The organism is Oerskovia rustica, from assembly GCF_014836555.1.
Taxonomy (GTDB): Bacteria; Actinomycetota; Actinomycetes; order Actinomycetales; family Cellulomonadaceae; genus Oerskovia; species Oerskovia rustica.
The window spans coordinates 1-20,482 of sequence record NZ_JACSQQ010000034.1 but is presented as its reverse complement, the minus strand read 5'-3'; the positions used below and the strand labels follow the sequence as shown (position 1 = coordinate 20,482).

Here is a 20,482-nt window from a genome sequence, read left to right as displayed (position 1 = left end):
CGCAGGGCGCCCCTCGTCCGAGGGGCTTCCTGCGTCGTGGTCGTGCGGGAGGGGTCAGCCGCGCCCGAGCAGGATCCGCACGTCGGCCGCGGTGATCACGGACCCGGTCACGAGGACCCCGGTCCCGACGCCGACGCCGACCGAGTCGTCGCGCTCGGCCAGGTCGACCGCGATCGCGAGAGCCTCGTCGAGCCGCTCGGCGGAGTGGACCCGGTCCTCCCCGAACACGTCGATCGCGATCTCGGCGAGGTCCGCCGGGTCGGCCGACCGCTCGGCCGAGTTGCGCGTCACGACGATCTCGGCGAGCACGGGCTCGAGCACCGACAGGATCTGCTCGGAGTCCTTGTCGCCCATGATCGCGACGACCCCGATGAGCCGCTCGAACTCGAACGCCTCGTCGACGGCCGCGACGAGCGCCTCGGCGCCCGCGGGGTTGTGGGCTGCGTCGACGATCACGGTCGGGCTGGACCGCAGGACCTCGAGACGACCGGGCGAGGACACGTCGCCGAACGCGGCCTCGACGACCCCGCCGTCGAGCGCCCGGCCGCCCGAGAGCAGCGCCTCGGTCGCCGAGAGGGCGAGCAGGGCGTTGTGCGCCTGGTGCTCGCCGATCATGGGCAGGAAGATCTGCGTGTACAGGCCGGCCGGGGTGCGCAGGTCGACGACCTGTCCCCCGACCGCGGGCGTGCGTCCGGCGACCGCGATGTCCTGGCCCTCGCGCAGCACGCGGGCGCCCTTGGCGGCCGCCGCCTCGATCACGATGGCCTCGGCCACGTCGCTCTGCTCGGCGAGCACCACGACCGCGCCCTCCTTGACGATCCCGGCCTTCTCGGTCGCGATCTCCTCGATCGTGTGGCCGAGCCAGCGCGTGTGGTCGATCGAGACGGGCGTCACGATCGCGACGTCGCCGTCCACGACGTTGGTCGAGTCCCAGCTGCCGCCCATGCCGACCTCGACGACCGCGACGTCCACGGGGGCGTCGGCGAACGCGGCGAAGGCCATGACCGTGAGCACCTCGAAGAAGCTCAGCCGCGGCCCGCCTGCCTCCTGCGACTCGCGGTCGACCACGCCGACGTACGGCGCGACGTCCTCCCAGATCTCGACGAAGCGCGCCGGGCTCACCGGCTCGCCGTCGATCGCGATGCGCTCGGTGACCGACGTCAGGTGCGGGCTCGTGAATCGTCCGGTGCGCAGGCCGTGCTCGCGCACGAGCCGCTCGACCATGCGCGAGGTCGACGTCTTCCCGTTGGTCCCCGTGATGTGGACGGTCCGGTACGCCTTCTGGGGGTCGCCCAGGAGCTCGAGGACCCGCTGCACGCGGTCGAGCGTCGGGTCGATGTCGTGCTCGGGGGCCCGGTCCATGATGTGCGCGTACACCGTGGCCAGGTCCTCGAGCGCTGCGGTCTCCTCGGCCGTGCGCTGGTGCGCGGCGCCGCCGGGGCGCCGCGCGTCCTTGTCCCCGGGACGCTCGCCGGCGCCCCGACCCAGGCGGATGCCGCTCACGCCTGCACCTCCGTCGTCCCGGACACGCCGGCGTCCGAGGAGGCCTTGGTCACGAGGACCTGGCGCTCGTCGGTCGGCGACAGGTCGATCGTGACGCTCACGGCGAGGGTCTCGCCCGCGATGAGCTCGCGGTGGTCCTCGACCGCGCCCTGCCAGGGGCCGGGCACCGAGAGCGACAGGTCGATCCGGTCGGAGACGTCGAGACCGGCGGCCTTGCGGGCGTCCTGGACCTCGCGCACGATGTCGCGCGCGTACCCCTCGGCCAGGAGCGCGTCGTTCAGCTCGAGGTCGAGGACCACGAACCCGCCCGTGGGCAGCACGGCCGCCGCGATCGACGGGGCCGCCGGGTCGACCTCGTCGTGGCCCTGCTCGGCGAGCACCACGGTCGTGAGCTCGTACTCCGAGCCGAGCAGCGGCACGTCGCCGTCGGGCGTCTCGACGACGACGAAGCCGTCGTCGCCCACGCGCCACGCACCCGCCTTGGCGGCCTTGATGACCGCCTGGACGCCGCGGCCCAGGCGCGGGCCGGCGGCCCGCGCGTTGACCGTGAGCTTCTGCGAGACGCCGAACTCGTCCGCCGCGCCCGACTCCAGGTCGAGGAACCGCACGGTCTTGACGTTGAGCTCGCGGGCCAGCAGGTCGGCGTAGGGCGTGAGCGCTGCCGGGTCCTCGGTCACGACGGTCAGCGTGCTCAGCGGCTGGCGCACGCGCAGCGAGTGCGCCTTGCGCAGCCCGAGCGAGAGCGAGGCCACCGAGCGGACGAGGTCCATCGAGGCGACGAGCGCGTCGTCGGCGACCAGGACGCCCGCGAGCGAGTCGGCGGAGGTCTCGGACGGCTCCTGCGCCGTGACGCTCGGCCAGTCGGTCAGGTGCACGCTGCGCCCGCCCGTGAGCCCGCGCCAGACCTCCTCCGCGAGCAGCGGCGCGAGCGGCGCCGTGACCCGCGTGAGGACCTCGAGGGCCGTCCACAGCGTGTCGAACGCGTCCGCGTCCTCGTCCCAGAAGCGGTCGCGCTGCGTGCGGACGTACCAGTTGGTCAGCACGTCGAGGTGCTCGCGCACCGCCTCGCACGCCCCGGCGATGTCGTACGCGTCGAGCTGGGTCGTCACGGTCTCGACCAGGTCGTGCGTGCGGGCCAGCAGGTAGCGGTCGAGGGCCGGGAGGTCCGCGACGCGCTCGGGGGCCACACGCTTCGCGGTGTACCCCGCGCCGTCGGCGGCGTTGTTCGAGTAGAGCGTGAAGAAGTAGTAGGTGCTCCACAGCGGCAGCAGCACCTGGCGCACCGAGTCGCGGATGCCCTCCTCGGTCACGATGAGGTTCCCGCCACGCAGGATGGGCGAGCTCATGAGGAACCAGCGCATCGCGTCGGAGCCGTCGCGGTCCAGGACCTCGGAGACGTCCGGGTAGTTGCGCAGGGACTTGCTCATCTTGCGCCCGTCGGAGCCGAGCACGATCCCGTGCGAGACGGCCGAGCGGAACGCCGGTCGGTCGAACAGGGCCGTGGCCAGGACGTGCAGCGTGTAGAACCAGCCGCGGGTCTGGCCGATGTACTCGACGATGAAGTCGCCCGGGTAGTGGTGCTCGAACCAGTCGGCGTTCTCGAACGGGTAGTGCACCTGTGCGAACGGCATCGAGCCCGAGTCGAACCACACGTCCAGGACGTCGGGGATGCGGCGCATGACGGACCTCCCGGTGGGGTCGTCCGGGTTGGGGCGCGTCAGGTCGTCGATGAACGGGCGGTGCAGGTCCGTGACGGGCACGCCGAAGTCCGCCTCGAGCTCGGCGATCGAGCCGTAGACGTCGATGCGCGGGTAGTTCGCGTCGTCCGAGACCCACACGGGGATGGGCGTGCCCCAGTAGCGGTTGCGCGAGATCGACCAGTCGCGCGCGCCCGCGAGCCACTTGCCGAACTGGCCGTCGCGGATGTGCTCGGGCGTCCACGTGATGTCCTGGTTGAGCTCGACCATGCGGTCGCGGAACTCGGTCACGCGCACGAACCAGCTCGAGACCGCCTTGTAGATCAGGGGGTTCCGGCAGCGCCAGCAGTGCGGGTAGGAGTGCTGGTAGGTCTCGTGGCGCAGCACGACGGCGCGCGCGGCGGCCTCGACGCGTGCGAGCGGGCCGGTGCCCTCCTTGAGGTCCTTGATGACCTTGGGGTTGGCGTCGAAGACCTGCTCGCCCGCGTAGTCGGGGACCGCGTTGGTGAAACGCCCACGGGCGTCGACGGGCACGACGGGCACGATGCCCGCGGCGTCGCACACGGCCATGTCGTCCTCACCGAAGGCGGGCGCCAGGTGGACGATGCCCGTGCCGTCCTCGGTCGTCACGAAGTCGGCCACGAGCACCTGGTGCGCGTTCGGCCAGCCCTCGGCCGAACGGTCCGTGAAGTAGTCGAAGGCCGGGGTGTAGCGCAGGCCCGCCAGGTCGGCGCCCTTGACGGTCGCCAGGACCTCGGCGTCCTCCCCGAGCTCCTTGGTGTAGGCGCCCAGCCGGGCGGCCGCGAGCACGACCGTGTCGCCGGCCACGGCCGAGCCGGCACCGGCGCGCACCACGACGTAGTCGACGTCCGGCCCGACGGCGACCGCCAGGTTCGAGGGCAGCGTCCAAGGGGTCGTGGTCCACACGAGGACGAGCGCACCGGCGGCCGGAGAGGCGCCGCCGTCCACGGCGTCGCCGGAGAGGCGGAACCCGACCGTGAGCGCCGGGTCCTGACGCGACTGGTACACGTCGTCGTCCATGCGCAGCTCATGGTTCGACAGCGGGGTCTCGTCGCGCCAGCAGTACGGCAGCACGCGGTAGCCCTCGTACGCGAGCCCCTTGTCGTACAGGCGCTTGAACGCCCAGATGACCGACTCCATGAACGTGATGTCGAGCGTCTTGTAGTCGTTCGCGAAGTCGACCCAGCGCGCCTGACGCGTCACGTACTCCTTCCACTCGTCCGTGTACTTGAGCACGGACTCGCGGCAGGCCTCGTTGAACGCGGCGATGCCCATGGCCTCGATCTGGGACTTGTCGGTGATGCCCAGCACGCGCTCGGCCTCGAGCTCGGCCGGCAGGCCGTGCGTGTCCCAGCCGAAGCGGCGCTCGACGCGCTTGCCACGCATCGTCATGTAGCGCGGCACGACGTCCTTGGCGTAGCCCGTCAGGAGGTGGCCGTAGTGCGGCAGGCCGTTCGCGAACGGAGGGCCGTCGTAGAAGACGAACTCGTTGTCGCCGTCCTGGCCCGCCTCGCGGTGCTCGATCGACGCACGGAACGTGTCGTCCTTGGACCAGTACGACAGCACGCCACGCTCGAGCGCGGGCAGGTTGGGGCTGGCGGGGATCTGGTGGCCCTGACCGTCAGGGGCGGTGTCGTCGGTGCGGTGCAGAGGGTAGGCCATGGCTCAGTGGCTCCATCGTGAGTGGCAGGCGGTGGTCCGGGACGTGCTCGTGCGAGGACGACCACCCTTCCCTGGTTCCCGAGGGAGAAGGCGAGCCGCGGTACCACCCCGCTTGCCGTCGTCGGGCACCGTGAGCGCCCGAGCGGCGACCGCTCGACACGGCTGTGACGGGCCTACCCGTCCGGTTCTACTGGGGTCCCGCGCGGCGGGACCTGTTCTTCCGGAGGCTCACCGGTGATGGCCGGGTCGATGCCTGTGGCCCCATGATAACGCGCCGTCCCCGCGAGCGCGCCGAGGCCGGTCGGCCCGCGGACGGGTGGGTCCCGGCGCCGCGCGGCGCCGGGACCCACCCCTCGTCAGGTGAGGCTCAGGCGCTCGCGCCGTTCGCCGTCGCCAGGAGCTGGTCGACCTGCGCGGGGCCGAAGGCGTCCCCCGCGATCATGCCGATGCGCCCGATCGGGAACGAGCCCATCATCTTGGCCATGTCGACGCCCTCGGGCATGATCGACGCCGCACCCTCCATGGCCGAGGCCATCTGCGCCATGGCCTGCTGCACGACCGGCCCCGCGACCGGGTGCGCGAACACCTCGGCGAGCGAGGACTCGCGCGTGAGCGGCATGACGAGCGGGTCGCCCACGACCTGGACGGTCGCGGACGAGCGCACGTCGCGCGAGGACGCGGCCACGTCCACCGTGTACCCGCCGCCCTCGACGACCCAGCGGTCGGCGCGGACGTGCCAGTACGCGAGGTCGGCCCGACGGACCGTGAGGACGACCTCGCGGCTCTCGCCCGGCACGAGCTCGACGAGCCCGAACGCCTTGAGCTCTCGCTCGGGGCGCTGCACGGCCGCCGAGGCGAGCCCGGTGTAGACCTGCACGACCTCGCGGCCTGCCCGCTCCCCCGTGTTCGTGACCGTGACCCGCACCTCGACGTCCCCCTCACCGTTCACGGCGGCCACCGCGTCCCCGTAGGCGAACGTCGTGTAGGACAGACCGTGCCCGAACGGGAAGGTCACCTCGATCCTGCGCGCGTCGTACCAGCGGTAGCCCACGAACAGCCCCTCGCCGTAGCGGACGTGGCCGTCCTCCCCGGGGAAGTTGAGGAACGCCGGGCTGTCCTCCAGGCGCACCGGGATGGTCTCGGTGAGCTTGCCCGACGGGTTGACGTCGCCGTAGAGCACGTCGGCGATCGCGCCGCCGCCCGCCTGACCGAGCAGCCAGCCCTCGAGGATCGCGGGCACGCGGTCGGCGAACGGGAGCGCGACGACGCTGCCGTTCGACAGGACGACCACCGTGCGCGGGTTGACCTCGAGCACGGCGTCGAGCAGCTCGAGCTGCTCGGCAGGCAGGTCGATGTGCTCGCGGTCGTAGCCCTCCGACTCCGCGGCGGCGGGCAGCCCCAGGAAGACGACCGCGACGTCGCTGTCCGCCGCGAGCGCGACGGCGTCCGCCCGCAGCGCCGCGGCGTCCCCGGTGCCGTCGAGCGTGAAGCCAGGTGCCCGGGACACCACGCCCTCCCCCGCCTTGCCCTCGATCTCGTGCGCGACCGAGTCGATGCGGGTCGGGTTGATCATCGAGGAGCCGGCGCCCTGGTAGCGCGGCTGGTCCACGAACGCGCCGATGAGCGCCACCGAGCGCTGCCCCTGGAGCGGGAGCAGGCCGCCGTCGTTCTTCAGGAGCACGATCGAACGGCCGGCCACCTCGCGCGCCAGAGCGTGGTGCGCGTCGACGTCGAGGGGGCCCGCGACGCGTGGCGTGCCCTGCCATCGCCTCGCGAGCCGCGCGACACGTCCGGCCGAGGCGTCCACGACGCTCTCGGCGAGCGTGCCCTCGCGTACCGCGGCCACGATCTGCGCGTCGGTCACGCCGCCCGAGGACGGCATCTCCAGGTCCAGACCCGCCGCGATCGCCGAGACCCGGTCGTCGACCGCGCCCCAGTCCGAGACGACGAGGCCCTCGAAGCCCCACTCGTCGCGCAGCACCCGGGTGAGCAGGAACGGGTCCTCGGACGCGAAGACGCCGTTGACCCGGTTGTAGGAGCACATCACTGTGTACGGCTGCGCCTCCTCGACGACCCGCTGGAAGCCCCGCAGGTAGATCTCGCGCAGAGGGCGCGGGTCGACGTCGCTCGAGGCCCGCATCCGGTCGTGCTCCTGGTTGTTGGCCGCGAAGTGCTTGAGCGACGTGCCGACGCCCGTCGACTGCGTGCCACGCACCAGCGCGGCGGCCATGACCCCGGACACGACCGGGTCCTCCGAGAAGTACTCGAAGTTGCGGCCGCACAGCGGGGAGCGCTTGATGTTCACGCCCGGGCCGAGGATGACGGCCACGTTCTCGATCGAGGACTCGACGCCCAGGGCCTCGCCGACGCGGTGCGCGAGGTCGGTGTCCCACGACGAGCCGAGCCCCACGGCCGGGGGGAAGCACGTCGCCGGGACGCTGTCGCCGATGCCGAGGTGGTCGGCGCTGCCACGCTGCTTGCGCAGACCGTGCGGTCCGTCGGTGAGCATCACGGCGGGGATGCCGGCGCTCTCGACCCCCTTGGTCCACCAGAAGCTCGCGCCGCTCGTCAGCGACGCCTTCTCCTCGAGCGTCAGGTCGGCGACGGTGGTCGTGCCGTCCTCGATGGTGGTGTCGGTCATGTCCTGTCCTTCTCTCTCGATCGTCGTTCAGGCTGGGGAGGGCTGGTCGCGGTGGTGCCCGAGGTGGCAGAACCACACGGGTCGCCCGTAGTCACGCTGGAGCAGGGGCCAGAACGCCCACCACACGAGGAGCGCTCCGGCCACACCCGCGACGAGCCCGAAGAGCGTGTCGGAGAGCCAGTGCGCGTTGATGAGGGTGCGCTGCCACACCATGCCCAGCAGCACCAGTCCCCCGACGCACCACCAGAGCGTGCGGGCCGTGCGTCGTGCTGCCGGGACCAGGGCCGCGATGCCGACGACGAGCGCGCCCGCCATGACGGCGTGCCCTGAGGGGAACGAGCCGTGGTCGACCCGGAAGAGCGGTCCGAACAGACCGAGCGTCTCGTCCGCGGCGGGACGCGGACGGTCCACGAGGTTCTTCATGCCCTGCGAGAACAGCCCCGGTCCGACCAGGGTGACCGTGAGGAAGAAGAGCGCGGAGCGCCAGCGGCCGACGAACGCGAGCGCCCCGGGGATCAGGATCATGCCCACGAGCGCCCCGGGCCCCTCGCCGAGGTGCTGGAAGAACATGGGCAGCGCCGACGGGTACAGGCCGCTGTCGGGCCCGACCCCGACGAGCCCGCGCCACCAGTCGTCGAGCGGCTGCGTGAACGGCGCCGCCGCGTCCTGCGCGACCAGCAGGCCCATGAGCGCGAAGGCCGCGACGAGCCCCAGGGACCACCACAGCATCGCCAGCGGGCGCGGGGGACGGGGCGACCGGACGTCCGCCCGCTGCGGCTGCGCGACCTCGGCGGCCATCACCGGACCGCCTTGATGGGCCAGACCGCGCAGGCGCCGAGGATGCTCAGGACGATGCCGACCGGGAACAGCGCGATGTAGCCGCCGAAGCTCAGGATGATCAGACCGGCGAACGCGGGGGCGAGCGTCTGCGGCAGGGTCGCGGCGATGTTGACGACGCCGAGGTCCTTCGCGAACGACTTCGCGGAGGGCAGCACCTCGCTCATGAGGGCCGTGTCGACGGCCTGGAACATCCCGAAGCCGAGGCCCGAGACGAACGTGAAGATCGCCCAGCCCGCGAAGCTGGGCAGGACCATCGGGATCAGGAGGGCCAGGCCGACGAGGGCCGAGGACAGGAAGACGAAGACCTTCCGGCGCTGGAACCGGTCCGAGAGCGGCCCCGAGACGAGCGTCGCGAGCAGCACGCCCGCGAGGCTGACGAGGCTGAACAGCGGCACCGCCGCGACCGCCCCGGCCTGACCGAGGCCGATGTAGTCCTGCAGGATGAAGAGCTGGTACCCCGTCACGGCGAAGTACCCGGTGTAGAGCAGCAGTCGTCCGGTGAAGGCCCAGAAGAAGTCGGGGTGCTTGAGGGGGCTGACCCAGAAGGTGCGCAGGAACTCGCCCACGCTGAACGGTTCCTTGACGAGGTCCTTGCTGGAGCGGTCCGGGTTGAAGACGACGAACAGCGTCAGCACGATGAGCGTGAAGCCGGCGAAGACGAGGTAGCCGAGCTGGATCGAGCTCGCGAACTGCGCCCCGACGATCGACCCCCCGAGCGCGCCGAGCATGAGCCCGAGCCCGGACAGCGCGGCGAACGTGCCGCGCAGGGCGCGCGGGACGCGGTCCGGCATGATCGCACTGAGCGGTCCCTGCGCGAAGTTGTAGGCGACCTGGACGATCACCCAGCCGATGACGATGCCCACGAGGCTGTTCGCGAAGCCCATGGCCAGCAGGCCCAGCCCTCCGACGAGGGCGCCCAGCACGAGCCACGGCGCGCGACGGCCGAACCGGCTGCGCGTGCGGTCCGAGATCTGGCCCGCGATCGGCTGGGCGAGCAGCGCGGCCAGGGCGCCGAACGTGCCGACGACGGCCAGGTTGCCGACCTTGTCGGCCTCACCGAGCGTCTGCACCTGGAGGGGCATCAGCAGTCCGCCGACGGCTCCCCAGATCATGAAGACCGAGAAGTTGGCGGGGACGATCCAGCCGAGAAGGCGCTTGGGGGTGCCGGTCACGAGCGGGGGCGGATCGTCCTGGCCGGACGCCTCCTCGACGAAGTCCTCGGCGTCGGCGAAGACGTCGGGCGCTGGGGCTGGTGCTACGGAATCTGACGGCAGTGTCATGGGGGATCCTTCGTCGGACGGGCGCTCATCCTTGAGCGTCGCGAAAACAGTATGGCACTCGGTATTGAAAGTGCAAGGGTCCCCGTCTAGGGTCGACGCATGGCACAACGGGGTTCATATGCGAAGGGCATCGCCAAGCGCGAGGAGATCCTGACGACGGCGCTCGACGTGATCGCCCGCGAGGGATACCGCGGCGCGTCGGTCAAGGAGCTCGCCGAGGCGGTCGGGCTCAGCCAGGCGGGCCTGCTGCACTACTTCGACAGCAAGGACGAGCTGTTCACCGCGATCCTGCGCAAGCGTGACGAGCTCGACCTGGAGACGTACCGCACCGAGTCCGACGTCGACCCGCTCCGGATCTTCCTGCGGGTCATGCGGCACAACGCCGACGTCCCGGGACTCGTCGAGCTCTATACCAGGCTCAACGCCGAGGCCAGCGACCACGACCACCCGGCCCACCAGTTCTTCGCCGAGCGCCGCGCGACGATGACCGAGCTGTTCGGCGGCCTCGTCGCCGACGGCAAGCGCACCGGACGCTACCCCGCCGACCTCGACACCGCCTCCTTCGCCCTGGTCCTCACCGCGGCCGCCGACGGCCTCCAGACGCTGTGGCTCCAGGACCCCACCATCGACATGGCCTCCGAGCTCGAGCGGCTGCTCGTGTCACTCGGGGCACTCTCCCCCGAACGGAGCACGACCGCATGAGCACCCCCGTCACCGACGCCGAGGCGACCGACCCCACCCTGGACGGCCCCGTCGTCACGATCGACGCAGGCCGGGTCCGCGGCGTCTGGCGCGAGACCTCGGCAGCGTTCCTCGGCATCCCCTTCGCCGAGGCTCCCGTCGGCGACCTGCGCTTCGAGGCCCCCGTGCCCGTCGCCCCCTGGGAGGGCGTGCGCGACGCGACCGAGCCCGGCGCGACGCCGCAACGCAAGCAGCTCGCCGAGATCACGCTGATCCCGGAGCCGTCGATCCCCGGCGACTCGACCCTGAACGTGAACGTGTACACGCCCGCCCCCGGGACGCCCGACGCCGCGCTGCCGGTGCTCGTCTACATCCACGGCGGTGGCTACACGGCCGGTTCCCCGGCGAGCCCCTGGTACGACGGGCGCTCGTTCAACCGCGACGGCGTCGTGACCGTCTCGGTCTCCTACCGCCTCGGCTTCGACGGGTTCGGACGCATCGAGGGCGCGCCGTCCAACCGCGGCGTGCGGGACTGGCTGCTGGCGCTGGACTGGGTCCAGCGCAACGTCGCGGCGTTCGGCGGCGACCCCTCGCGCGTCACGCTCGCCGGGCAGTCCGCCGGCGGCGGCGCGGTGCTGACGCTGCTCGGCATGCCCTCGGCGCAGCACCTGTTCCGGTCGGTGTGGTGCCTGTCCGGCGCGGTGGGCGACGTGTCCGAGGTCCGCGCGAAGACCTTCGCCGACACGCTCGCCCGCCTCGCCGGGGTCGAGCCGACGCGCGACGGCTTCGCGTCGCTGCCCGAGCACCGCGTCCTCGAGCTGCAGGACGAGGCCGCCAACCCCGACGGCCTCGACCCGATGGCGGGCGTGGCGGCGATGCTCGAGGACGGCCTGCCATGGGGGCCGATGATCGACGGCGACCTGATCACCCGGCCGACGCTCGAGTCGCTGCACGCCGGGGTCGGCGGCGACAAGCCGCTCGTGCTCGGCGCGACCGACGACGAGTTCACGATGGCGACCGACGACGCGAAGAAGAAGCTGCGCTTCCTGCCCGCTTCCCTCGTCCTCGGCAAGCTCCTCACCGACCGCTCGCGCCGCAAGGCGTACCTCGCCGCGAACAGGACCCAGCGCCGCAAGGGCACCGCGGCCGTGCTCGGCCGCTTCATGACCGACAGCATGTTCCGTGCGCCGATCGTCCGGATCGCCGAGGCCCGCACCGCTCACCCCACCTGGGTGTACCGCTTCTCGTGGGCGTCCCCGAGGCTCGGCTGGGCCGCGCACTGCCTCGACGTACCGTTCTGGTTCGACTGCCTCGACGCCGAGAAGGTGGACCTCATCGCGGGCGACGACCCGCCCCAGGCACTGGCGGACGAGCTCCACGGCGCGGCCGTCGCGCTCGTCCGCGAGGGGGCTCCCGGGTGGCGCGCCTGGTCCGACGCCCCGGGGGCCACGCGCGTCTTCGGCGGGGACGCGCCGGCCCCCGCCGTCCTGCCCGACGGCTACGCCGAGGTCCGCGCCCTGGTCTGAGCACCCGCCCCCGGGTCGGTTGCTGGACCGGGGTACCGGACCGGTCGCGCGGCGGGCGGGGGCGGGCCGCCACGCTTTCGGGGGGACTCCCCCCTGTCGCCGGGATCGCGCGAGACGGGACGCTGGAGGCGAAGGGCGACGGCACGCTCGCCCGTCCTCCTGCCCCGCACCACGACCCGAGAACGAGGCGACGATGCCCACCCCCTCCGAGACGGCGGCCTCCCCGGGCGCCACAGCGCCCGGCCGCACGAACGCCTCCCGTCCCGACCGCCCCTCGCGGCCTGTCGACCACGCGCAGCCGACCGGTCCCGAGCGACCGACCGGACGTACCCGTCGCTTCCGCCCGGGCCTCGTCTGGGTCGCGCTCAGCTCGATCGCCATGGCCGCGATCCTGCTCACCTCCTACACGGGCGCGACGCTCGACGAGCTCGCCCAGGACGACACGGGCCTCGCCTCGACGTTCGCGAACCGCCCGCCCGCGATCCAGCTCGCGTTCTACCTGCACATCGCGTTCGCCGGGATCGCACTCCTGGTCGGACCGCTGCAGTTCGTCTCCCGCTGGCGCCGCCGCGCCCCGCGCCTGCACCGCGTGCTGGGCAGGGTCTACCTGGTCGGGGTCGGCGTGGGTGCGCTCACCGGCCTCGTCATCTCGACCGCGAGCTCGGTGGCCTTCCTCGGCTTCTTCGGGTTCGGGACGCTCGCGGTGCTGTGGGCGTGGACGGGCTGGAAGGCGTACCGCGCCATCCGCGCGGGCCGCGTCGCCGAGCACCAGGCATGGATGATCCGCTGCTTCGCCCTGACCTACGCCGCCGTGACGCTGCGCCTGTGGGTCGGGGTCCTCGTGGCCGTCCAGGCGCCGTTCGCGGGTCCCGACGCCGACCCGGGAGTGCTGTTCGAGACCGCCTACGCCCCTGTCGCGTTCCTGTGCTGGCTGCCGAACGTCGTGATCGCGGAGTGGCTGATCGCCCGGCGGAACCTGCCCGGGCTGCGCATGACCACCTCCGGGGCCGTGACCCGCACTGCGGCACCCGTAGCGGTCCGGACGAGCACCGGAGTTAGTGAATCATGATTTACTAACATCATGACGCGCCCCCGGACCGTGACCGACGACGACCTGCTCGACCGGATAGACCGAGCGCTCTCGAACCGCAGCACAGCGGGTCCGTGGACCCTGCACGAGGTCGCGCCGGCCGCAGGCATCAGCCCCGCCGGCCTGATCAAGAGGTTCGGGTCCAAGGCAGACCTGCTGCATGCCCTCGCGCGCCGATGGACGGATCTCGTGCCCTCCGCCCCCTCCGGGTCGAGGCCTGCCGACGAGCTGCGCGCCTACGTGTCCGCAGAGTTCGGGGCACCGTCGGCAGGAGCCGCGATCTTCGCCCTCGACGAGCTCCTCACGGACCTCCGGACACCGGAGTCGATCGCCCTGCTGCGCGAGGGGTGGGACAAGCAGACGAGATATCTCGAGCAGCTCCTGACAGCGATGCCGCTCCCCCGACTCGCGGATCCGCGCCGTGGCGCACTGCTGCTGCTCGACGCCCTCCACGGATCGCTCTACCGACAAGGAATCGATCTGGACGCCGCTCCCCCGACCGACACCCTCGACCAGCTGCTGGAGGCATGGACATGAGAGCACCTCGCAGGTGGACGGGCGCCGTCTTCATCGGCGTCAGCCTGGACGGGTACGTCGCACGCCCCGATGGTGACCTCGACTGGCTCACCACCCCATCGCCCCGGGGCCACGTCGCGGCCGCACCGACCACGCCCGCGCTCGTGTGGGAGACGTTCTTCCCGACCGTCGACGCCGTCGTCATGGGGCGGGCCACCTACGAGACGGTCCTGGGGTTCGACGAGTGGGCCTTCGAGGGCAAGACCGTCGTCGTCCTGAGCACGACACTTCGCACGGACGACCCGCGCGTCGCCGTCGCGACCTCGGTCGAGCAGGCGCGCCGACTCCTCGACCGGAACGGGGCGGGACGCGTCTACGTCGACGGCGGCCGCACCATCCAGTCGTTCCTCACCGCCGGCCTCGTCGACGAGCTCACGGTCTCGATCGCGCCGGTCCTCATAGGCCATGGCAAGCGCCTCTTCGGCGACCTGGACCGGGACGTGCTCCTCACGCTCCGCGGAACGCACGCGACGCCCGAGGACGGGCTGGTCCGCGTCACGTACACCGTGTCCACGGCCTGACGCCCCGGGGTGCTCAGCACCCTGCGGTCGACCCACCCCGCTCCCCGCGCCGCGCGCGGTAGGTGTCGATGTCGCGCGCGACGAGCCACTCGATGGTGAGCGCGCTGCCCGGGCCGGGCTGCGCCGTCGGGCCGGGGGACTCCGACGGTGCGACGACGCGCGCGGCCGCGGCGAACCACGGGTCGTGGGCGACCAGGTGGCCGAGGGGGTCGACGTCCCCGGTCACGGCGAACGGGTGAGCGATCAGAGCGAGGTTCATGGGAGGTCCTGGAGTCGAGGCGGGTGCTCACGAGGGCAGACCGACCAGTCCCGGAGAACTGATCGGTGACCATCACGCCCTCTCTGGAGAGGGAGGGGCGTGGCACTGCTCGCTGACACCAGGTCGCGCGCTGCTGGAGCGTCAGCGAGCCCTCAACAACAGCTCGACGCGCGGACCGCCCACGGGCGCACCAGGAGCACTCGTGTGCTCAGGGGGTGCGCGGCGGGGATCACGGGCGTCATCATGCCAGCCGGACCCCGGGCCGACAAGCGCGTCTCGACCCGGGGTCCCGGGCAGCCCAGCCGCGGGCAGCAGACGTCAGCTCCGCATCACGAGCGGTCCGCGCGCCAGCAGCGTCGTGGACGACTGCGCGACGGGCCGCAGCACGAGCGTGTCGATCGCGACGTGCTGGGGCCGGGTCACGGCGAACGTCACGACGTCGGCCACGTCGTCGGCGGTCAGCGGCGCCTCGACGCCGTCGTAGACCGCGTCCGCGCGGGCCTGGTCGCCGTCGAACCGGGTCAGCGAGAACCCCTCGGTGCGGACCATCCCTGGCGCGACCTCCAGGACCCGGACGGGCTCGCCGTTGAGCTCGAGCCGCAGGGTCTCGGCGACCGCGGCCTGGGCGTGCTTGGTCGCGACGTAGCCCGACCCGCCGCTGTACGCGTCGTGCCCCGCGGTCGACGTCAGCACGAGGACCGTGCCGAAGCCCGCGCGACGGATCGCGGGCAGGAACGCCTTGGTCACGCGCACGGTGCCCAGCACGTTCGTCTCGAACATGGCGCGCCAGCGCTCCAGGTCGCTCGCGTCGATGGGGTCCGTGCCGCTCGCGAAGCCCGCGATGTTGAGCACCGCGTGGACCGGGCCGCGGGCCTCGGCCTCGCGCACGAGGTGCGCGACGTCGTCGTCGCTCGTGACGTCCCCGACCACGGGGTGGGCGCCCGTCTCGACGGCGAGGGCGTCGAGCAGGTCGGCGCGGCGCGCGAACGCGACGACGTCCCACCCTGCATCACGCAGGTGGCGCACCGTCGCCGCGCCGATGCCCGACGAGGCGCCGGTGACCACGGCGCGCCGGGTCTGCGGGGGCGCGTCAGCAGCGGCGGCCGCGGACGTCGAGGGGGTGGGCGGGGGCGTGGTCTGCGAGGTCGTCACGTCCCTACCTTGCCACGCTCCGCGGCGCGCCCGACGCCGACCCCACGGCCTCTCGCATGCTGGACGGCCACGCTCAGGCCACGGTCACGCCGATCGAGTAGATGCCGCTCGACCCGTCCGGCGCGGGAGGTGCCTTGACGGAGGTCTGGACCGTCCCGTCCGTGTCGGTCGCCCGCACCGCGAGGTCGTGGCTGCCCTTCTCGGGCGACGCCCATCTCCAGGACCACTGCCGCCAGGTGTCGGCCGAGACCGTCTCCGCGAGCTCCGCCTGCTCCCACTCCCCCTCGTCGACCCGCACCTCGACGCCCGCGATCCCCCTGTGCTGCGACCACGCGACGCCCGCGACGACCACGTCACCGTCGGCCCCCGGGGAGAGCGACGCACCCGAGCGCGGCACGTCGATGCGCGACGACATCTTGATCGGCCCGCGCTGCGACCAGCCGCGCGTCGACCAGTACGCGACGTCGTCGGCGAAGCGTGTGACCTTGAGCTCGACGACCCACTTGGTCGCCGACACGTACCCGTACAGCCCCGGCACGACCATGCGCACGGGGAAGCCGTGCGCGAGCGGCAGCGGCTCGCCGTTCATGCCGACCGCGAGCAGCGACTCCCGCCCGGGGTCCGTCAGCACGTCGAGCGGCGTGCTCGCGGTCCAGCCGTCCGCGCTGCGCGAGAGGACCATGTCGGCGTCGGCGTGCGGCCTGGCCCTCGCGAGCAGGTCGCGCAGCGGGTAGCCGAGCCACACCGCGTTGCCGACGAGGTCCCCGCCCACCTGGTTGGACACGCACGTCAGGGTCGTCGCGTGCTCGACGAGGGGCAGCGCGAGCAGCTCGTCGAACGAGATCTCGACCTCCTGATCGACGAGCCCGACGACGCGCAGCCGCCAGTCGTCGGGGTTCACCTCGGGCACCCGCAGGGCCGTGTCGATGCGGTAGAACTCGTCGTTGGGCGTCACGTAGGGCGTGAGGCCGGGCACGTCGAGGCTCGCACCCGCGGGCACGACGACGGCCGGGCCGGCCGGTGCGGGGAGCCGGATCGCGTCCCGCACCGCGGTCAGGGCACGCGACCCCGCCGACAGCACGCGCGACGCGCCGCCGACCACGAGCGCGGTCGCCGTGGTCAGGCCTGCGAAGACCAGGAAGGACCGGCGGTCGAGCGCCTCGCGCCGACGGGTCGCGCTCAGCGGGGTCTCGGGCTCGGCCGTCGGGGCCACGACAGGGCTGAGCGCCGAGCCTCGCCACGCCCGCAGCCGTGCCGCTCCCGTCCGCAGGAGCATGATCCCGACGCCGACCCCGACCACGGTCGGCAACGCCCACAGGGGCGTCGCGTCGGGTCGCGTGACGGCGGCCAGGACCCCCACGGCGCCGACCACCACGAGCAGGACGGTCCCCCACGGCGGTCGTCGCGTCTCGAGGATCCCCGCCGCGACGGCCGCGACCGCCAGCACCACGACGATCCCGAGGAGCAGCACAGTCTTGTCCGCGGTCCCGAACGTCTCGACCGCGAAGTCCTTGAGCCACGGCGGCACGCGGTCGACGACCCCGGCACCTACGACGAGCACGGGGCTCGACCCGGAACCCACGACGAGCGCGACGAGCTCGGCCACGGCGAACGCCCCGAGCGCCGAGGCGATCCCCAGCAGCGGCGCCCACAGGCGCGTCGGGTCGGTGCGCCCGCCCCGCCCCCGGGACGTGCGACCGGACGTGCCGGGAGAGGCGGGCTCCGCCGTCGGGCTCATGAGCCCACTGTAGGACCGCGCGGCGCGGCGGGTCCGCGCGGGAGCACCGCCCGCTTCGCCGACCGCTGAACCGTCGCACCATCAGCCCGCCGACCTACTAGGCTGGGACACGGATCGCGAGCCGCGCTTGGCTCGCCGCAGCGGCCCGTGCTTGGACCGCGGATCCTCGTCGCGGATTGTGGCGCCCTACCTCTCTCGCTTCTCGCCGCGCCGCCGTGCCCCGCACCGGCAGGCGACCTCCCGACCTGGAGTGCCGTGCCCACGCTGCGCCCTGTCCGACCGTCCGCCCGTCCCTCCCGCCGCGCGCTGCGCGCGGGCCCGACGGCGGCGCTCGTCCTCGTCTCCTCGCTCGCCCTCGCGGGGTGCGCGGGCGGTCAGGAGCTCGCGTCCGGCGAGCCGAGCGAGGCGCCCTCCGGTACGGCCGAGGCCTCGTCCACCACGTACCCGCTGACGCTCGACAACTGCGGGTTCGACGTCACGTTCGACGCGGCCCCGCGCAAGGTCGTGACGATCAAGTCGAGCACGACCGAGATGATGCTCGCGCTCGGGCTGGGCGACCGGCTCGTGGGGACCGCGTTCCCCGACGGTCCCGTCGCCGAGCAGTGGGCCGGCACCGCGGCCGACCTCCCGGCCGTCGCGACGCCGCTCTCCGACAAGGTCCCGGGCGCCGAGGCCGTGCTGACGCTGGCGCCGGACCTCGTGTACGCGGGCTGGGAGTCGAACCTCACGGCCGAGGGCGCGGGAGACCGCACGACCCTCCAGCAGCTCGGTGTCCAGACCTACGTCTCCCCCTCGGCCTGCAAGGCCGAGGCGTACAAGCCGAACCCCTTGACGTTCGACGACGTGTTCGCCGAGATCACCGAGGCGGGAGAGATCTTCGACGTCGCCGGGACGGCGCAGGACCTCGTCGCGGCCCAGCGCGCCGAGCTCGACGCGGTCGAGACCGACGACCGCGGGCTCACGGCCCTGTGGTACTCCTCGGGCTCGGACATCCCCTACGTCGGGGCCGGGATCGGCGCCCCGCAGATGATCATGGACGCCGTCGGGCTCGAGAACATCGCCGCCTCGGTCCAGGACACGTGGACGCCGTTCTCGTTCGAGGAGATCATCGCGGCCGACCCCGACGTGATCGTTCTCGTCGACTCTGCCTGGAACACCGCACGGTCGAAGATCGACGCGCTCAAGGCCAACCCCGCGACCGCCAACCTCACGGCCGTGCGGGGCGACCGCTTCCTGACCGTGCCGTTCCCCGCGACCGAGGCGGGCGTGCGCAACGTCGACGCCGTCAAGGACCTCGCCGCGCAGCTCGCGGCGATCACCGTCCCCTGAGGAGCACCCCGTGCGAACCCTCGTGCCCGTGAGGAGCGTCGACCCGTCGGCGGCCCACGCACCCGTCGGGCGGCCGGCGGACCGTCGGTGAGCCACCCCGTGGTGGCTCGCCGGGGCGTCGGTCGCGCTCGTCGTGAGCGTCGTGGTCGCCGTGACGATCGGCCCCGCCGACCTCACGTGGAGCGACGTGTGGCGCTCGGTCGCGACGCACGTCGGGCTCGGCGGGCTGCTCGGCCTCGAACCGCTGCCGCTCCTGCAGGACGGCATGGTCTGGCAGCTGCGCCTGCCGCGCGTCCTGACCGCGGCGGCCGTGGGGGCCGGTCTCGCGATCTGCGGGGGTGTCATGCAGTCCCTCACGCGCAACCCGCTCGCCGACCCGTACCTGCTGGGGCTCTCGTCGGGCGCGTCGCTCGGCGCGGTCCTCGTCCTGGTCCTCGGCGTGAGCGTCCTGCTGCCCGTCGCGGCGTTCGGCGGCGCGGTCCTGGCCCTCGTCGCGGCGCTCGCGCTCGCGGGGTCGCTCGGGGCCATCACCCCGACCCGCACCGTCCTCGCCGGCCTCGCCGTGAGCCAGCTCGCGGCCGCCGCGACGTCGTTCATCATCTTCTGGTCCGCGACCGGTGACTCCTACCGCGAGATCCTGTCGTGGCTCATGGGCTCGGTCGCGGGCGCCACGTGGACGTCCGTGGCGATCGCGGGCGGGGCCGTGCTGGTCCTCGGGACGCTGCTCGCGTCGACCGGGTCGGTGCTCGACGCGTTCACGTTCGGCGACACCGCGGCCGCGGGCCTCGGCATCGCCGTGAACCGGACGCGCTGGGTGCTGCTCGTGGGGGTCGCGCTGCTCACGGGCGCGCTGGTCTCGGTGTCCGGGGCGATCGGCTTCGTCGGGCTGATCCTGCCGCACGCCGTCCGGCTCCTGACCGGGGCGCGCCACCGCGTCCTGCTGCCGCTCGCGGCCCTGCTCGGCGGCTCGTTCCTCGTGTGGGCCGACACGCTCGCCCGCACGATCTTCGCCCCGCGCGAGCTGCCCGTGGGCATCCTGACGGCCGCGATCGGCGCGCCCGTCTTCGCGATCATCCTGTGGCGAGGGAGGCGGGCACTGTGAGCACGGCGAAAGCCCCGGGCGCTGTGGACGCTGCGGATGCCGCGACCCTCGGCGCGGACGGCTCTCGTGGGCTGGACGCTGCGCGCGTCTCCTGGTCGGCCGGGTCGCGGCTCATCCTCGACGGGGTCGACGTGACCGCCCCTCCGGGGGCCGTGAGCGGCCTGCTGGGACCGAACGGGTCCGGGAAGTCGACGCTGCTGCGCGCGATCGCGGCCACGCAGGTCCCGGACGCGGGCGAGATCCGCTTCGACGGCGAGGACCTGCTGGGCATGCCGCGCCGACGCCGCGCACGCCGTCTCGCGCTCGTCGAGCAGGACGCGTCGACCGACCTGCCGATCTCGGTGCTCGACGCCGTGCTGCTCGGCCGCATCCCGCACCGCTCGCTCCTCGCGGGCGACACCGAGGCCGACCGGGCCGTGGCACGCGAGGCGCTCGCCCGGGCCGGGGTCGAGGACCTCGCCGACCGGTCGCTCGCGACGCTGTCCGGCGGCGAGCGCCAGCGCGTGCACATGGCCCGCGCGCTCGCCCAGGACCCGGCCCTGCTGCTGCTCGACGAACCCACGAACCACCTCGACATCGCGGCCCAGCTCGCGGCCATGACGGTGCTGCGCAAGCTTGCGGCGGACGGTGTCTCGGTCCTGGCGGCGCTGCACGACCTCAACCTCGCGGCCGCCGCGTGCGACCACGTCGTGGTGCTGGCGGAGGGGCGCGTCGTCGCCGCGGGCGGGGTGCGGGACGTGCTGGTGCCCGCGGTCGTCGAGCCGGTCTACGGCGTCCGCTGCGACGTGCTGCCCCACCCGCGCACGGGGCGCCCGGTCCTGGTCTTCGGTGACTGACCCCGCCGTGTCACCCGAGCTGCCGAGA

General features: G+C 72.9%; 16 protein-coding genes. 8 read left to right on the top strand and 8 right to left on the bottom strand.

Annotation, left to right across the window (positions count from 1 at the left end):
• Positions 1-54 precede the first annotated feature (54 nt).
• The 5 genes from H9652_RS16140 to H9652_RS16120 all read right to left on the bottom strand — a co-directional run bounded on the left by H9652_RS16140 (position 55) and on the right by H9652_RS16120 (position 9,644).
• Positions 55-1,503, bottom strand: a complete 1,449-nt coding sequence (locus tag H9652_RS16140; RefSeq protein ID WP_404822050.1) for a bifunctional folylpolyglutamate synthase/dihydrofolate synthase — start codon at positions 1,501-1,503, stop codon at positions 55-57.
• Entirely contained in the window at positions 1,500-4,883 is a 3,384-nt protein-coding gene (gene ileS, locus H9652_RS16135) for an isoleucine--tRNA ligase (RefSeq protein WP_191797295.1), read from the bottom strand. The genes H9652_RS16140 and ileS overlap by 4 nt, the downstream gene beginning before the upstream one ends.
• Positions 4,884-5,250: 367 nt before the next feature.
• Positions 5,251-7,524 (bottom strand): glycoside hydrolase family 3 C-terminal domain-containing protein, encoded by a 2,274-nt coding sequence (locus H9652_RS16130; RefSeq protein WP_191797294.1) that lies wholly within the window; start codon positions 7,522-7,524, stop codon positions 5,251-5,253.
• 27 nt (positions 7,525-7,551) lie between these two features.
• The gene (locus H9652_RS16125; protein WP_191797291.1) at positions 7,552-8,322 is read right to left on the bottom strand and encodes a phosphatase PAP2 family protein; all 771 of its coding nucleotides are present in this window, start codon (positions 8,320-8,322) and stop codon (positions 7,552-7,554) included.
• A complete protein-coding gene (locus H9652_RS16120) occupies positions 8,322-9,644 on the bottom strand; it encodes an MFS transporter (protein ID WP_191797289.1) in 1,323 nt (440 codons plus the stop codon). The genes H9652_RS16125 and H9652_RS16120 overlap by 1 nt, the downstream gene beginning before the upstream one ends.
• 99 nt (positions 9,645-9,743) lie before the next feature.
• On the opposite strand from H9652_RS16120, the gene H9652_RS16115 reads away from it, so the two are divergent.
• The 5 genes from H9652_RS16115 (at position 9,744) to H9652_RS16095 (ending at position 14,038) form a co-directional block, all read left to right on the top strand.
• Entirely contained in the window at positions 9,744-10,346 is a 603-nt protein-coding gene (locus H9652_RS16115) for a TetR/AcrR family transcriptional regulator (protein WP_191797287.1), read from the top strand.
• Positions 10,343-11,851 carry a carboxylesterase/lipase family protein gene (locus H9652_RS16110; RefSeq protein ID WP_191797285.1) on the top strand — a complete coding sequence of 503 codons (1,509 nt, stop codon included), beginning with the start codon at positions 10,343-10,345 and terminating at the stop codon, positions 11,849-11,851. The genes H9652_RS16115 and H9652_RS16110 overlap by 4 nt, the downstream gene beginning before the upstream one ends.
• Before the next feature lie 193 nt (positions 11,852-12,044).
• A complete protein-coding gene (locus H9652_RS16105; protein WP_191797283.1) occupies positions 12,045-12,920 on the top strand; it encodes a DUF2306 domain-containing protein in 876 nt (291 codons plus the stop codon).
• A 12-nt stretch (positions 12,921-12,932) separates the two neighbouring features.
• Positions 12,933-13,478 carry a TetR/AcrR family transcriptional regulator gene (locus H9652_RS16100; protein ID WP_191797281.1) on the top strand — a complete coding sequence of 182 codons (546 nt, stop codon included), beginning with the start codon at positions 12,933-12,935 and terminating at the stop codon, positions 13,476-13,478.
• Positions 13,475-14,038 carry a dihydrofolate reductase family protein gene (locus tag H9652_RS16095; RefSeq protein WP_225228349.1) on the top strand — a complete coding sequence of 188 codons (564 nt, stop codon included), beginning with the start codon at positions 13,475-13,477 and terminating at the stop codon, positions 14,036-14,038. Before H9652_RS16100 ends, H9652_RS16095 begins: the two co-directional genes overlap by 4 nt.
• 13 nt (positions 14,039-14,051) lie before the next feature.
• Here H9652_RS16095 and H9652_RS16090 read toward each other — a convergent pair whose 3' ends face one another.
• The 3 genes from H9652_RS16090 to H9652_RS16080 all read right to left on the bottom strand — a co-directional run bounded on the left by H9652_RS16090 (position 14,052) and on the right by H9652_RS16080 (position 17,187).
• Positions 14,052-14,297, bottom strand: coding sequence for a hypothetical protein (locus H9652_RS16090; RefSeq protein ID WP_191797277.1), 246 nt, complete (start codon positions 14,295-14,297; stop codon positions 14,052-14,054).
• 318 nt (positions 14,298-14,615) lie between these two features.
• Complete coding sequence (locus H9652_RS16085) at positions 14,616-15,449, bottom strand: SDR family oxidoreductase (RefSeq protein ID WP_191797275.1); 834 nt, start codon at positions 15,447-15,449, stop codon at positions 14,616-14,618.
• Between the two features lie 73 nt (positions 15,450-15,522).
• Positions 15,523-17,187 carry a molybdopterin-dependent oxidoreductase gene (locus H9652_RS16080; protein ID WP_191797274.1) on the bottom strand — a complete coding sequence of 555 codons (1,665 nt, stop codon included), beginning with the start codon at positions 17,185-17,187 and terminating at the stop codon, positions 15,523-15,525.
• Positions 17,188-17,451: 264 nt separating this feature from the next.
• Between H9652_RS16080 and H9652_RS16075 the strand changes: the two genes are divergently transcribed.
• The 3 genes from H9652_RS16075 (at position 17,452) to H9652_RS16065 (ending at position 20,454) form a co-directional block, all read left to right on the top strand.
• Complete coding sequence (locus H9652_RS16075; protein ID WP_225228351.1) at positions 17,452-18,516, top strand: putative F420-0 ABC transporter substrate-binding protein; 1,065 nt, start codon at positions 17,452-17,454, stop codon at positions 18,514-18,516.
• 133 nt (positions 18,517-18,649) lie between these two features.
• On the top strand, positions 18,650-19,618 hold the full coding sequence (locus tag H9652_RS16070; RefSeq protein ID WP_191797272.1) for a putative F420-0 ABC transporter permease subunit: 969 nt from the start codon (positions 18,650-18,652) through the stop codon (positions 19,616-19,618).
• 71 nt (positions 19,619-19,689) lie between these two features.
• Entirely contained in the window at positions 19,690-20,454 is a 765-nt protein-coding gene (locus tag H9652_RS16065; protein ID WP_225228350.1) for a putative F420-0 ABC transporter ATP-binding protein, read from the top strand.
• Positions 20,455-20,482: the final 28 nt, after the last annotated feature.